We start from the raw sequence: 14,568 nt of genomic DNA, 5'->3' as shown, positions 1-14,568 counted from the left end.
CCGGAGCCCGGACTATCTGCGGGATCCGTGGTGGCTTTACCGAGGTCGCTGCATCAAGACTTCGAAAGCCCACACGGTTTCTACGCCGGTGGTGTCCCCTAACCGAGGGTGACCAAGCATGCAAGAAAGCGTGATGCAGCGCATGTGGGACAGTGCCCACCTATCCGGTGGAAACGCTGCCTATGTGGAAGAGCTCTATGAGCTTTACCTGCACGATCCCAACGCTGTGCCAGAAGAGTGGCGCACTTACTTTCAGAAGTTACCGGCCGATGGTGGCGCCACAACAGACGTATCGCATTCCACGATTCGCGACCATTTCGTGCTGCTCGCTAAAAACAAAGCACGTGCGCAACCGGTTTCCGCCGGTAGCGTCAGCAGCGAGCACGAAAAGAAGCAAGTCGAGGTTCTGCGTCTGATTCAGGCCTACCGCATGCGTGGTCATCAGGCTGCGCAGCTTGATCCGCTGGGTCTCTGGCAGCGCCCGCTGCCGGCTGACCTGTCGATCAATCACTACAGCCTGACTGACGCTGACATGGACACCACGTTCCGCACGGGTGGTCTTGTCATCGGCAAGGAAGAGGCGAGTTTGCGTGAAATTCTCGAAGCGTTGCAGCAGACATATTGCCGCACCATTGGCGCAGAATTCACCCATATCGTCGATTCTGAACAACGTAGCTGGTTCCAGCAGCGTCTGGAAAGCGTTCGTGGTCGTCCCCAATATTCAGCAGAAGTGCAGGGCCATGTGCTTGAGCGCCTGACTGCGGCTGAAGGTCTTGAAAAGTACCTCGGTACCAAATATCCGGGTACCAAGCGCTTTGGTCTGGAAGGTGGCGAGAGCCTGATCCCGCTGCTTGATGAAATCATCCAGCGCAGCGGCTCTTACGGTACCAAAGAAATTGTCATCGGCATGGCCCACCGTGGTCGCCTCAACGTATTGGTCAACACGTTCGGCAAGAACCCACGTGACCTGTTCGACGAGTTCGAAGGCAAGAAAACCGAAGGTCTGAGCTCGGGTGACGTTAAATATCACCAGGGTTTCTCCTCGAACGTGATGACTGCCGGTGGCGAAGTTCACCTGGCGCTGGCGTTCAACCCTTCACACCTTGAGATTGTCTCCCCGGTAGTTGAGGGTTCAGTACGCGCCCGTCAAGATCGCCGCAGCGACAATGTAGGTGACAAGGTTCTGCCAATTTCCATCCACGGCGACGCTGCATTTGCAGGTCAGGGCGTGGTCATGGAAACCTTCCAGATGTCGCAGACCCGCGGCTTCAAAACTGGCGGCACGATCCATATCGTCATCAACAACCAGGTTGGTTTTACCATCAGCCGTGTAGACGATGCTCGTTCCACCGAGTACTGCACTGATGTTGCGAAAATGATCCAGGCGCCGATCTTCCATGTAAATGGTGATGATCCGGAAGCTGTATTGTTTGTCACGCAAATGGCTGTTGATTACCGCATGCAGTACAAGCGCGACGTAGTTATTGATCTCGTTTGCTACCGTCGTCGCGGCCACAACGAAGCCGATGAGCCTAACGGCACTCAGCCACTGATGTATCAGCAAATCGCCAAGCAGCGGACTACACGTGAGCTGTACGCTGAAATGCTGGTCAATGCATCGCGTCAGACGGCTGAAGATGTTCAGGCCAAGAGCGATGAATATCGCGCGGCACTGGATAACGGTCAGCACGTTGTTAAGAGCTTGGTTAAAGAGCCTAACAAAGAGCTGTTCGTCGACTGGCGTCCGTATCTGGGCCACGCCTGGACTGCGCGTCACGACACCCGTTTTGATCTGAAAACCCTGCAAGAGCTTTCAGCCAAGCTGCTGGAAACTCCAGACGGCTTTGTAGTTCAGCGTCAGGTGTCGAAGATCTACGAAGACCGCCAGAAGATGACTGCTGGTGCGCTGCCGATCAACTGGGGTTACGCCGAGACCATGGCTTACGCAACCCTGTTGTTTGAAGGCCATCCAATTCGCATCACAGGTCAAGACGTCGGTCGCGGTACGTTCTCGCACCGCCATGCTGTTTTGCATAACCAAAAAGACGGCACTGCCTACATTCCACTGCAGAAGCTTTATGACGATCAGCCAGAATTTGATCTGTATGATTCGTTCCTGTCTGAAGAAGCAGTGCTGGCCTTCGAATACGGTTATTCCACCACCACGCCAAATGGCCTGGTTATCTGGGAAGCGCAATTCGGTGACTTCGCTAACGGTGCTCAGGTTGTATTCGACCAGTTCATCTCCAGCGGCGAAACCAAGTGGGGCCGTCTCTGTGGTCTGACCATACTTCTGCCGCATGGCTACGAAGGGCAGGGGCCTGAGCATTCCTCGGCGCGCTTGGAGCGTTATCTGCAACTTTGTGCCGAGCACAACATGCAGGTTTGCGTACCGACCACGCCAGCTCAGATCTACCATTTGCTGCGCCGTCAGGTGATTCGTCCGCTACGCAAGCCATTGGTCGTATTGACGCCTAAGTCGCTGTTGCGCCACAAATTGGCAATCTCGACATTGGAAGATCTGGCTGAAGGCTCGTTCCAGACGGTTATTCCAGAGATCGACGCGATCGATCCGAAGAAAGTTGACCGTGTGGTGATGTGCAGCGGCAAGGTCTATTACGACTTGCTCGAAAAGCGTCGCAATGAAGGCTTGAACAACATCGCAATCGTACGCCTCGAACAGCTCTATCCGTTCCCGGAAGATGACCTGACTGAGACTCTTGCTGCCTATAAGAATCTCAAGCACATCGTCTGGTGTCAGGAAGAGCCGATGAACCAAGGTGCTTGGTATTGCAGCCAGCATCACATGCGCCGTGTTGTTACTGCGCATAAGAAAACCCTGGTTCTTGAGTATGCCGGCCGTGAAGGTTCTGCATCTCCAGCATGCGGTTATGCATCGTTGCACGCCGAGCAGCAGGAAAAACTGCTGCAGGACGCTTTTACTGTTTAACGCCTGAGCGCAAGAGGCGGCCTGAGTAGGCCGCCTCGTTGAAAACCGAATTTAAGGACACACACAATGGCTATCGATATTAATGCCCCAACTTTCCCGGAATCGGTTGCTGACGGTACCGTTGCGACTTGGCATAAAAAGCCGGGCGACGCAGTCAAGCGTGACGAACTGATCGTTGACATCGAGACTGACAAAGTCGTTATCGAAGTATTGGCTGAAGCCGACGGCGTTATCGCTGAAATCGTTAAAAACGAAGGCGACACCGTACTTAGCAACGAACTGCTGGGTCGCCTGAATGAAGGCGCCGCCGCGGCTGCTCCTGCAGCTGCCTCGGCACCTGCTGCCAAGAAAGATGAAGCGCCTGCCGCAGCACCAGCTGCCGCGAGCGACGATGACCAGATTCTATCGCCTGCTGCACGCAAGTTGGCTGAAGAGAATGGCATCAACCCGAGCAGCATTTCTGGTACTGGCAAAGGCGGACGCGTCACTAAAGAAGACGTAGTTGCTGCTGTTGAAGCCAAGAAAAACGCGCCTGCCGCCAAGCCGGCAGCGGCCGCAGCTGCTAGCGCTCCAGTGACGACAGCTGCTGGTGATCGTGTTGAAAAACGCGTACCAATGACTCGCCTGCGTGCGAAGGTTGCTGAGCGTCTGGTTGAGGCACAGTCGAACATGGCTATGCTGACCACTTTCAACGAAGTCGACATGACTGAAGTCATGGCTCTGCGTTCGAAGTACAAAGATCTGTTCGAAAAATCGCACAACGGCGTACGCTTGGGCTTCATGTCGTTCTTCGTTAAAGCGGCCACCGAAGCACTCAAGCGCTTCCCGGCTGTAAACGCTTCGATCGACGGTTCTGACATCGTTTACCACGGCTACGCTGACGTTGGTGTTGCAGTTTCTAGCGATCGCGGCCTGGTTGTGCCGGTACTGCGTAACGCCGAATCGATGAGCCTGGCTGAAATCGAAAATGGCATCGCGACCTACGGTAAAAAAGCCCGCGACGGCAAGCTGTCGATTGACGAGATGACCGGCGGTACCTTCACCATCACTAACGGTGGTACTTTTGGTTCGATGATGTCGACGCCGATCGTTAACCCGCCGCAAGCTGCTATCTTGGGTATGCACAACATTCTGCAACGCCCGATGGCGATCAATGGTCAGGTTGTGATTCGTCCCATGATGTACCTGGCGCTGTCTTACGATCACCGCCTGATCGATGGTAAGGAAGCCGTGACCTTCCTGGTGACCATCAAGAACCTGCTGGAAGATCCTGCACGCCTGCTGCTGGATATCTAAACCCAGTTTCTCCCTCGGCGGTTCCCACAAGGAGCCGCCCGGTTTATTTGAGAAGGAATCAGTAATGTCTCAGAAATTCGACGTGGTAGTCATCGGTGCCGGCCCTGGCGGTTATGTAGCTGCAATCAAGGCGGCGCAATTGGGCTTGAAGACTGCCTGTATCGAGAAGTATCAGGATAAAGCTGGCAAGATCGCCCTGGGCGGTACCTGCCTGAACGTAGGTTGCATTCCTTCCAAAGCACTTCTCGACAGCTCGTGGAAATACCACGAAGCTCAGGAAGGCTTCGCCATCCACGGTATCACTGCCAAAGGCGTGACCATGGACGTGCCTGCAATGGTTGGCCGCAAGGACACCATCGTTAAGAACCTGACTGGCGGTGTTGCCACCCTGTTCAAGGCTAACGGCGTAACCCTGCTGGAAGGCCACGGCAAGCTGCTTTCGGGCAAGCAAGTTGAAGTCACCGCGCAAGATGGCACCACTCAGATTGTTGAAGCCGGTAATGTGATCATCGCTTCGGGCTCCAAGCCGATCGATATTCCACCAGCACCGGTTGACCAAGACGTTATCGTTGACTCGACTGGCGCTCTGGACTTCCAAGCTGTGCCTAAGACCCTTGGTGTTATCGGCGCTGGCGTTATCGGCCTGGAACTGGGTTCGGTATGGTCGCGTCTGGGTTCGCAAGTGACTGTTATCGAAGCTCAGGACAAGTTCCTGCCAGCGGCTGATGACCAGATCTCCAAAGAAGCGATGAAAACCCTGACCAAGCAAGGTCTGAAAATCCTGCTGGGTGCACGCCTGACTGCTTCTGAAGTCAAGAAGAAGCAAGTGACCGTGAGCTTCACCGACGCCGACGGCGAGCAGAAGATGACCTTCGACAAGCTGATCGTAGCGGTCGGTCGTCGTCCTGTGACTACTGATCTGCTGGCAGCTGACAGCGGCGTTGATATGGATGAGCGTGGCTTTATCTTCGTCAACGACCAGTGCGAAACCAGCGTTCCAGGCGTATACGCCATTGGTGACGTGGTTCGTGGCGCAATGCTCGCGCACAAAGCCTCGGAAGAGGGCGTGATGGTTGCCGAGCGTATCGCTGGCCATAAGGCGCAAATGAACTATGACTTGATCCCATCGGTTATCTACACTCACCCGGAAATCGCGTGGGTTGGTAAAACCGAACAGCAGCTCAAGGCTGACGGTATTGCTGTAAACGTTGGTACTTTCCCATTCGCGGCCAGTGGTCGTGCAATGGCTGCAAACGATACCGGCGGCATGGTTAAAGTTATTGCCGATGCCAAGACTGATCGCGTGTTGGGCGTTCATGTCATTGGCCCAAGCGCTGCTGAGTTGGTTCAGCAGGGCGCAATCGGCATGGAATTCGGCACCAGTGCCGAAGATTTAGGGATGATGGTGTTCTCGCACCCAACCCTTTCCGAAGCGTTGCACGAAGCAGCATTGGCGGTGAATGGCGGTGCTATTCACATTGCTAATCGCAAAAAACGCTAAGTGAACTGACTATTAACCCTTGGGTCTGCCTAACCGGCAGGCTCATCGGTTACTGGACAAAAAGAACCACGACTACTGCCCGTGTTTGACCTCGGTCAAGCGCGGAATGTACGTCGGACTGCTCAAGATGGCGGTCACAGGTGGTGCGGCACTAATATGCAGCACCGAATGCGCAATACCCAAACGAAGACGGTAGACAAGCATGAATCTCCACGAGTATCAGGGTAAGCAGCTTTTCGCTGAATACGGCCTGCCCGTATCCCAAGGCTTCGCAGTAGACACCCCAGAAGAAGCCGCAGAAGCTTGCGACAAAATCGGTGGCAGTGAGTGGGTTGTTAAAGCCCAAGTTCACGCTGGCGGCCGCGGTAAAGCGGGCGGCGTGAAGCTGGTCAAGAGCAAAGAAGATGCCAAGGCATTTGCAGCCAACTGGTTGGGCAAGCGTCTGGTAACTTACCAGACTGATGCCAACGGCCAGCCTGTCAGCAAGATTCTGGTTGAATCCTGCACTGACATCGCCAAGGAACTGTACCTGGGCGCTGTAGTTGATCGTTCCAGCCGTCGTATCGTGTTCATGGCGTCCACTGAAGGTGGCGTAGACATCGAGAAAGTGGCACACGACACCCCTGAGAAAATCCTCAAGGCAACTATCGATCCACTGGTCGGCGCTCAGCCATTCCAGGGTCGCGAGCTGGCTTTCCAGCTGGGTCTGGAAGGTAACCAAATCAAGCAATTCACCCAGATCTTCGTGGGTCTGGCCAAGCTGTTCCAGGACTACGACCTGGCACTGCTTGAAGTGAACCCGCTGGTCATCAAGGCTGACGGCAACCTGCACTGCCTGGACGCCAAGATCAACATCGACAGCAACGCCATGTACCGCCAGCCTAAGCTGCGCGCTATGCATGACCCGTCGCAGGACGATCCACGCGAAGCCCACGCTGCCAAGTTCGAACTGAACTATGTTGCCCTTGAAGGTAACATCGGCTGCATGGTCAACGGTGCTGGCCTGGCCATGGGTACCATGGACATCGTCAACCTGCACGGCGGTCAGCCAGCTAACTTCCTGGACGTTGGTGGCGGCGCGACCAAAGAGCGCGTGACCGAAGCGTTCAAGATCATCCTCTCGGATGACAATGTTAAAGCCGTTCTGGTTAACATTTTCGGCGGTATCGTTCGTTGCGACATGATTGCCGAAGGCATCATCGGCGCAGTGAAAGAAGTCGGCGTTAAAATTCCGGTTGTTGTTCGCCTTGAAGGTAACAACGCTGAGCTGGGCGCTAAAGTCCTGGCTGAAAGTGGCCTGAACATCATCGCGGCAACCAGCTTGACCGACGCTGCTCAGCAAGTCGTCAAAGCTGCGGAGGGCAAGTAATGAGCGTCCTGATCAATAAAGATACCAAAGTAATCTGCCAGGGCTTCACCGGCTCGCAGGGTACCTTCCACTCCGAACAAGCCATTGCCTACGGCACTAAAATGGTCGGCGGCGTGACTCCAGGCAAAGGTGGTTCAACTCACCTCGGTCTGCCAGTGTTCAACACTGTTAAAGAAGCTGTAGAAACCACTGGCGCTACTGCCAGCGTTATCTACGTACCAGCTCCATTCTGCAAGGACTCGATCCTGGAGGCAGCAATGGGCGGTATCAAGCTGATCGTTTGCATTACCGAAGGTATTGCAACCATCGACATGCTTGAAGCCAAAGTTAAGTGTGACGAGCTGGGCGTTGTCCTGATCGGCCCTAACTGCCCAGGTGTTATCACCCCGGGCGAGTGCAAGATCGGCATCATGCCAGGCCACATCCACTTGCCAGGCAAAGTAGGCATCGTGTCGCGTTCCGGCACCCTGACTTACGAAGCTGTTAAGCAGACCACTGACGCCGGTTTCGGTCAGTCGACTTGCGTTGGTATCGGTGGTGACCCGATCCCAGGTTCTAACTTCATCGACATCCTGAAGCTGTTCCAGGAAGATCCAAAGACCGAAGCGATCGTTATGATCGGTGAGATCGGCGGTTCGGCTGAAGAAGAAGCTGCTGCTTACATCAAAGCCAATGTGACCAAGCCTGTTGTTTCCTACATCGCTGGTGTTACCGCTCCTGCGGGCAAGCGTATGGGTCACGCTGGTGCAATCATCTCTGGCGGCAAGGGCACTGCAGACGAGAAGTTTGCTGCTCTGCAAGACGCAGGCGTTAAAACCGTGCGTTCCCTGGCTGACATCGGCAAAGCCCTGGCTGAGCTGACTGGTTGGGAAGTCAAAAAAGCCTAATTGCTTTTTTGCTTAGAAAGAGGCCACCTTCGGGTGGCCTTTTTTATTGGGACATAATTGTCGGCGATGCACCGCGATCACCGCCTGTCCACGGTGGACAAGCTTCGCGTTGTCACACCCTACGCGGGCGAAGTAGGGCGGACAGCGCTTTTCTGTCCGCCGTGTGCGGTGATGTATTGGATTTGCGTGTGGATTCTTTGGTGGACAAGCTTCGCGTTGTCACACCCTACGCGGACGAAGTAGGGCGGACAGCGCTTTTCTGTCCGCCATATACGGTCAATGGTGTGGCGTTTAAACAATAACGCCCTGGCTGCGCAGGTAATCATCGTAGGTGCCGCTGAAGTCGGTCACGCCACTGTCGCTCAGCTCGATGATACGGGTAGCCAGCGAGCCTACGAACTCACGGTCGTGGCTGACGAAAATCAGCGTGCCCGGGTAGTTTTCCAGCGCCAGGTTGAGGGCTTCGATGGATTCCATGTCCAAGTGGTTGGTCGGTTCATCCATGATCAGTACGTTAGGCTTGTTGAGGATCAGCTTGCCGAACAGCATGCGACCTTGTTCACCACCGGAGATCACCTTGACTGACTTGAGGATGTCATCGTTGGAGAACAGCATGCGGCCCAGCGTGCCGCGTACCAGTTGCTCGCCGCCTTGCGTCCACTGACCCATCCACTCAAACAGGGTGAGGTCATTTTCAAAGTCATGGGCATGATCCTGGGCGTAGTAGCCCAGCTCAGCGCTTTCAGTCCACTTGACCGTTCCTGCATCCGGAGTCAGTTCACCCATCAACGTACGCAGCAGAGTGGTCTTGCCGATACCGTTAGGGCCGATGATTGCTACGCGCTCGCCGGCTTCAACGGTAAAGCTGAAGTTCTTGAACAGCGGTTTGCCATCAAAGCCCTTGGCCATGTGTTCAACAGTCACTGCTTGGCGATGCAGCTTTTTGGTCTGCTCGAAGCGGATAAACGGACTGATACGGCTTGATGGTTTGACTTCAGCCAGCTGGATCTTGTCGATCTGCTTGGCGCGGGAAGTGGCTTGCTTGGCTTTCGAGGCGTTGGCCGAGAAGCGGCTGACAAAGCTTTGCAGCTCGCTGATCTGAGCTTTCTTCTTGGCGTTGTCCGAGAGCAGTTGCTCGCGCGACTGAGTGGCTGCCGTCATGTACTCATCATAGTTACCCGGGAACAGGCGCAACTCGCCGTAATCCAAGTCAGCCATGTGCGTGCACACGCTGTTGAGGAAGTGACGGTCGTGAGAAATGATGATCATGGTGCTGTTACGCGCCGTGAGAATATTTTCCAGCCAGCGGATGGTATTGATATCCAGGTGGTTGGTTGGCTCGTCGAGCAGCAGTACGTCCGGGTCGGAGAACAGCGCCTGGGCCAGCAATACGCGCAGCTTCCAGCCTGGAGCGACTTCGCTCATCGGGCCAAAGTGCTGGGCGAGGGGGATGCCGAGGCCAAGAAGTAATTCACCGGCACGGGATTCGGCAGTGTAGCCATCCATTTCAGCGAACTCGGTTTCCAGCTCGGCAACAGCCATGCCGTCTTCTTCGGTCATCTCTGCCAGCGAGTAAATGCGGTCGCGCTCAGCCTTGACCTGCCATAACTCAGCGTGGCCCATGATCACGGTATCGATCACGTTGAATTCTTCGTAGGCAAATTGATCCTGACGCAACTTACCCAGACGCACATTGGGCTCAAGCATCACCTGGCCACCTGACGGCTCAAGATCGTCACCGAGGATCTTCATAAAGGTCGACTTACCACAGCCGTTGGCACCGATCAGGCCATAACGGTTGCCGTTACCGAATTTTACGGAAACGTTCTCGAACAGTGGCTTGGCGCCGAACTGCATGGTGATGTTAGCGGTGGAGATCAAAGGGCTTACCTATCAATAACTTAGAAGTGTCTGGATTGGCCTGATACCCATTTGATACCAAAACCTGGCTTTTCCAGTTAGCTCCAATCGGAGCTTGAGTCGATCCAGCGTGCATACTAAAAGAGCAGCGTCTGCACAGGATGGCTGAGCTGCTGGGAAGTGAATGCGGGGGTTATGCCAGACATTGTGCCTATTGTCGCATAGGTAAGACTACAGTTGTACGGTGGCCGACAAGGGATTCTGGGCGTTTGGGGTTTTAGAAAAGACGATGTTTATAAACCTAGGTCTGTTTTAGGCCTGATCGCGCCTGATGAGCGAGAAACCCAAGGCTCGGTCGGTAAATTCTATTACTCAACAGCCATTAGGTGCGAGCTGAAATATAGCCGTTGGGTGAAGCAAGTAACGTATCTCCGCGAGCGACGTATTAGTTGCAAGTGAGAACCGTTCCGCAGAACTGGTTGTAATGTCTGCATCCGTACGGTTGATTGGTTGCCGTGCGTTTTGCAATTGGCTAGCTTGATGGTTCTGACAACCGTTTATCAAACGGTGTCTTTGCCAAGGATTGCTAATGACAGACGACCACCCGGGAATGGGTGCTGCTCCCCAAATCGACACTGGCCTTGCCTGCCTTGTGATGCTTGCGCGCTTTCATAATGTCGCTGCATCTCCTGAGCAACTCACTCACGAATACGCCGAAGATGGTCGGATGTTTGGTCGTGCCGAAATGTTGTTGGCAGCCAAGAAGCTTGGGCTCAAAGCCAAGTCCGCCCGCAGTTCTCTTTCTCGACTGAGTCATACACCGCTCCCAGCGATTGCCACCGACAATGATGGGTGCTTCTTTATCATTGCCCGGCTGGATGATGGCAAAGCACTGATCCACGATCCTCAATCGCAACGACCAGAAGTGCTTACTTTTGATGAGCTTGAGGCTCGATGGACCGGGGAATTGGTCTTGATCCGCTCTGAAGCTTCGCTTGCTGGTGATCTGGCGCGCTTTGACTTCAGCTGGTTTATCCCGGCTATCGTCAAGTACCGCAAGCTGTTGAGTGAAGTGTTGCTGGTGTCATTTGTTCTGCAGATTTTTGCGCTGCTGACGCCACTGTTCTTTCAGGTGGTGATGGACAAGGTTTTAGTGCATCGCGGTCTGTCTACACTAGATGTGATCGCGATTGGTCTACTCGGCATCATGATCTTCGAAACACTGCTGTCGGGTCTGCGCAGTTATGTGTTTGCCCATACAGCCAGTCGAATCGATGTTGAGCTTGGTTCGCGTTTATTCCGGCATTTAGTGACTTTGCCGTTGGCTTACTTTCAGGCCCGCCGCGTGGGGGACTCAGTGGCTCGCGTTCGTGAGCTGGAGAATATCCGTAACTTTCTAACCGGTAACGCTATTACCCTGCTGTTGGATGTTCTCTTTTCGGTGGTGTTTATCGCCGTGATGTTTATGTACAGCGGCTGGTTAACGCTTATCGTGATTTTGTCGCTACCGCTGTATTTCATTGTGTCTCTGTTGATCACTCCGGTATTGCGCGCTCGTCTGAATGAAAGCTTCACCCGTGGTGCCGAGAACCAGGCATTTTTGGTTGAAACGGTTAACGGCATCGACACCCTTAAATCGATGGCGGTTGAGCCGCAAATCAATCGCAAGTGGGACAACCAGCTAGCGGGATACGTCGCGGCCAGCTTCAAGACCCAAACCCTTTCCACTATCGCCAATGAAAGTGTCGGCTTTATCGGCAAACTGGTAACCGTTGCCACGCTGTGGATGGGCGCGCGTTTGGTTATTGAGGGCGATCTCAGTGTGGGTCAGTTAATCGCATTCAACATGCTTGCCGGTCGGGTTTCACAGCCAATCATGCGCTTGGCTCAGCTGTGGACCAACTTCCAGCAGACAGGTGTTTCCGTACAGCGCTTGGGCGATATCCTCAATACGCGCACTGAGCTTTCGCAGGATTCGCGCAGCGCTCTGCCGCCACTGCGGGGGCATGTTGAATTCGATCAAGTGCAATTTCGTTATCGCCCTGATGGCTCTGAAGTGCTTCGCGGCATCAGCCTAACCATCAATGCCGGTGAAGTTATCGGCGTAGTGGGGCGTTCGGGCTCGGGTAAAAGTACCCTGACCAGGCTGTTGCAGCGCCTTTACACGCCTGAACGCGGTCGCGTGCTGGTGGATGGTATGGATCTAGCGCTGGCTGATGTGTCCTCGCTGCGCCGACAGATTGGTGTGGTGCTGCAGGACAATATGCTGTTCGCCCGCAGCATTCGCGAGAACATTGCCCTTGTTGACCCGGGCACACCTATTGAAGCGGTGATGCAAGCCGCCAAAATGGCAGGTGCTCATGAATTCATTCTTGAGTTGCCGGAAGGCTACGACACAGTTGTTGGTGAGCACGGTGCGTCGTTGTCCGGTGGTCAGCGTCAGCGTATTGCCATCGCCCGTGCGTTGATTGGTAATCCGCGCATTCTGATATTCGATGAGGCCACCAGTGCCTTGGATTACGAGTCCGAACGCGTCATCCAACAGAATATGCAAACCATTTGCAAAGGCCGTACGGTAATCATCATTGCCCACCGCTTGTCTGCGGTGCGCGATGCCAACCGTATCCTAGTTATGGATCGTGGGCAGATCGTTGAGCAGGGCAGCCACAGCGAACTATTGACTCATCAAGCGGGGCATTACTCGCGCCTGCACCGCATGCAACAAGGTGGTGCGGCATGAGCGCCAAACGCGACTTAATTAACCGCTACCGACAAGCATGGCGGCACTCGTGGACAAATCGCAAAGCCATGGACGCGCCGGCACGGCTTAACCATGAAGTGCAGTTTATGCCCGCTGCATTGGCTTTGCAGGAACAGCCGGTTCATCCCGCGCCCCGGTATATCCAATGGACCATCATGGCTTTTGCCGTACTGACGCTTGTGTGGACCTGCGTTGGAGAAATCGATGTGGTCGCGACCGCCAGCGGCAAGATCGTTCCCAGCGGCAAAAGCAAAGTCATCCAACCCAGCGAAGTAGCCGTTGTTAAAGCTATTTACGTGTATGACGGGCAGCACGTTAAAGCCGGGGACCTATTGATTGAACTGGACACCAGCATGACCGGCGCTGATATCGAACGCTTGAACAGTGATCTACTCGCTGCTCAAGTGGACACTGCTCGTGCCCAGTCCTTGCTTGAAGCCATTGAGCACAACCGGGCCCCCTCTGGACTTGCAAAGCTTATTCCCCATGCCAGTTTGGAGCAACAGCAAGCCGCGCAACGTTGGGTGCAGGGTCAATACCTGGAACTACAAAGCACGTTGGCGCAAAGTGCTGCAGCCATTGAACAACGTAGTGCAGAGATTGAATCCGCTAAAAGCACAGTCGCTTCACTGCAACAAAGTTTGCCGATCACACGAGAACTCGCTGCGGACTACAAGCGGCTACTCAAAAAGAACTTTATTGCCAAACACGCTTACTTGGAAAAAGAACAGATACGCCTTGATCAAGAGCGTGAGTTAAGTATTCAGAAATCACGGGTACTTGAACTCAGCGCAGCTAAAAAGGCTGCGCAAAGCCAACTGAACAGTGTGATCGCTCAAACCCGCCGCGCCATGCTCGACCTAGAACATGAGTCTGAGCAGCGTAGCGCCGCGCTGAGCCAGGAGCTGAAAAAAGCCCAACAACGCGACAGCTTGATGCGCCTCACCGCACCGGTGGCTGGCACCGTGCAGCAACTGGCGATCCACACCAACGGTGGGGTGGTTACCGAAGCCCAGCCGCTTATGGTCATCGTACCCAGTGACCAGCCAGTGGAGGTCGAGGCCATGCTGGAAAATAAAGACATTGGCTTTGTCCGCCCTGGTCAAACCGTAGAAATCAAAGTTGAGACCTTCTCCTTTACCAAGTACGGCGTAGTCGACGGCACCGTGGTCAGCATTTCCAACGATGCGATCGAGGATGAACGTTTGGGCTTGGTGTACAGCGCGCGGATACAACTTAAGCAGAACAGTATTCAGGTAGGGGCAAACAACATTGCGTTATCGCCGGGTATGGCAGTAAGAGCAGAAGTTAAGACGGATAAGAGGAAGGTGATTGATTACTTCTTAAGTCCGCTTAAGCAGTATGCGAGTGAGAGTTTGGGGGAGAGGTGAATGGTTATATGATTTGTGGTGTATCTTTTGTACGCGGCGTATGAGTGAAAGGTTGCTTGTTGTTATTTACCTAATGCAGGTGGTGGTTGGGTTTTTATTGTGGTTCTTTTGCATTCTTTTTTGTGTGAGGTGTTTTTTGTTAAATATAAAAAAATACATTTTAAATAAATGGTTTTGTGGTTTTGTGGTTTTTGTGTTGGGTGTTGGCTATTACTCTTGTTTTATATATGAGTCTGACCCGTTATTGAGTGATGTGAAAAATTCAGCTTGGCGAAATGAAAAGGATTTTTCTCATGTTTTACTAGATCATATTTCTGTAGGTGCTTCGATTTCAGAGGTTGTGAGACATCTTGAGTTGAAAGGTTTTGTTGTTCACAAAACAGATTCAAGTCAATGGAATAAAACTGTTTTTCCGACGGGTGAGAGGTATGTAGCTCGATTGGAGTGGAGACCCAATCCAATTGTTCTGGTTAAGGCAATAGTTGTACTAGTTGTTGTAAATGAAAAGATCGTAAGTGTTTCAGGGAAAAATTATTTTACTAGCATTTAATAA

The 14,568-nt window shown here is 53.6% G+C and carries 9 protein-coding genes; 8 read left to right on the top strand and 1 reads right to left on the bottom strand.

What is annotated here, in order from left to right; all coding sequences use genetic code 11:
- Nucleotides 1-118: 118 nt before the first annotated feature.
- From ACN0UH_RS15115 to sucD, 5 genes are all read left to right on the top strand, one after another.
- Entirely contained in the window at nucleotides 119-2,950 is a 2,832-nt protein-coding gene (locus ACN0UH_RS15115; protein ID WP_417662833.1) for a 2-oxoglutarate dehydrogenase E1 component, read from the top strand.
- A gap of 66 nt (nucleotides 2,951-3,016) precedes the next feature.
- Nucleotides 3,017-4,246, top strand: a complete 1,230-nt coding sequence (gene odhB / locus ACN0UH_RS15110) for a 2-oxoglutarate dehydrogenase complex dihydrolipoyllysine-residue succinyltransferase (RefSeq protein WP_417662832.1) — start codon at nucleotides 3,017-3,019, stop codon at nucleotides 4,244-4,246.
- Nucleotides 4,247-4,310: 64 nt separating this feature from the next.
- Nucleotides 4,311-5,747: a dihydrolipoyl dehydrogenase gene (lpdA, locus tag ACN0UH_RS15105; RefSeq protein ID WP_417662831.1), complete on the top strand. Its 1,437-nt coding sequence runs from the start codon at nucleotides 4,311-4,313 to the stop codon at nucleotides 5,745-5,747.
- 202 nt (nucleotides 5,748-5,949) lie between these two features.
- Entirely contained in the window at nucleotides 5,950-7,116 is a 1,167-nt protein-coding gene (gene sucC / locus ACN0UH_RS15100; RefSeq protein WP_087517018.1) for an ADP-forming succinate--CoA ligase subunit beta, read from the top strand.
- Complete coding sequence (gene sucD, locus ACN0UH_RS15095) at nucleotides 7,116-8,003, top strand: succinate--CoA ligase subunit alpha (RefSeq protein WP_087517017.1); 888 nt, start codon at nucleotides 7,116-7,118, stop codon at nucleotides 8,001-8,003. Before sucC ends, sucD begins: the two co-directional genes overlap by 1 nt.
- 291 nt (nucleotides 8,004-8,294) lie before the next feature.
- Here the strand turns inward: sucD and ACN0UH_RS15090 are convergent, their stop codons facing one another.
- Nucleotides 8,295-9,884, bottom strand: a complete 1,590-nt coding sequence (locus tag ACN0UH_RS15090) for an ABC-F family ATPase (RefSeq protein WP_417662830.1) — start codon at nucleotides 9,882-9,884, stop codon at nucleotides 8,295-8,297.
- A gap of 568 nt (nucleotides 9,885-10,452) precedes the next feature.
- Here ACN0UH_RS15090 and ACN0UH_RS15085 point away from each other — a divergent pair.
- Genes ACN0UH_RS15085 through ACN0UH_RS15075 form a run of 3 tightly spaced genes read left to right on the top strand, consistent with a single transcriptional unit; the run spans nucleotide 10,453 to nucleotide 14,565 of the window.
- Nucleotides 10,453-12,603 (top strand): type I secretion system permease/ATPase, encoded by a 2,151-nt coding sequence (locus ACN0UH_RS15085; RefSeq protein WP_417662829.1) that lies wholly within the window; start codon nucleotides 10,453-10,455, stop codon nucleotides 12,601-12,603.
- The gene (locus tag ACN0UH_RS15080) at nucleotides 12,600-14,015 is read left to right on the top strand and encodes an HlyD family type I secretion periplasmic adaptor subunit (protein ID WP_417662828.1); all 1,416 of its coding nucleotides are present in this window, start codon (nucleotides 12,600-12,602) and stop codon (nucleotides 14,013-14,015) included. The genes ACN0UH_RS15085 and ACN0UH_RS15080 overlap by 4 nt, the downstream gene beginning before the upstream one ends.
- A gap of 40 nt (nucleotides 14,016-14,055) precedes the next feature.
- Nucleotides 14,056-14,565: a hypothetical protein gene (locus ACN0UH_RS15075; protein ID WP_417662827.1), complete on the top strand. Its 510-nt coding sequence runs from the start codon at nucleotides 14,056-14,058 to the stop codon at nucleotides 14,563-14,565.
- Nucleotides 14,566-14,568 lie beyond the last annotated feature (3 nt).

The sequence above is a fragment of the Pseudomonas sp. genome, from assembly GCF_048265905.1.
Lineage (GTDB): Bacteria > Pseudomonadota > Gammaproteobacteria > Pseudomonadales > Pseudomonadaceae > Aquipseudomonas.
Note: the sequence above shows the minus strand (reverse complement) of the source record. Positions and strands in the feature narration are given on the sequence as shown.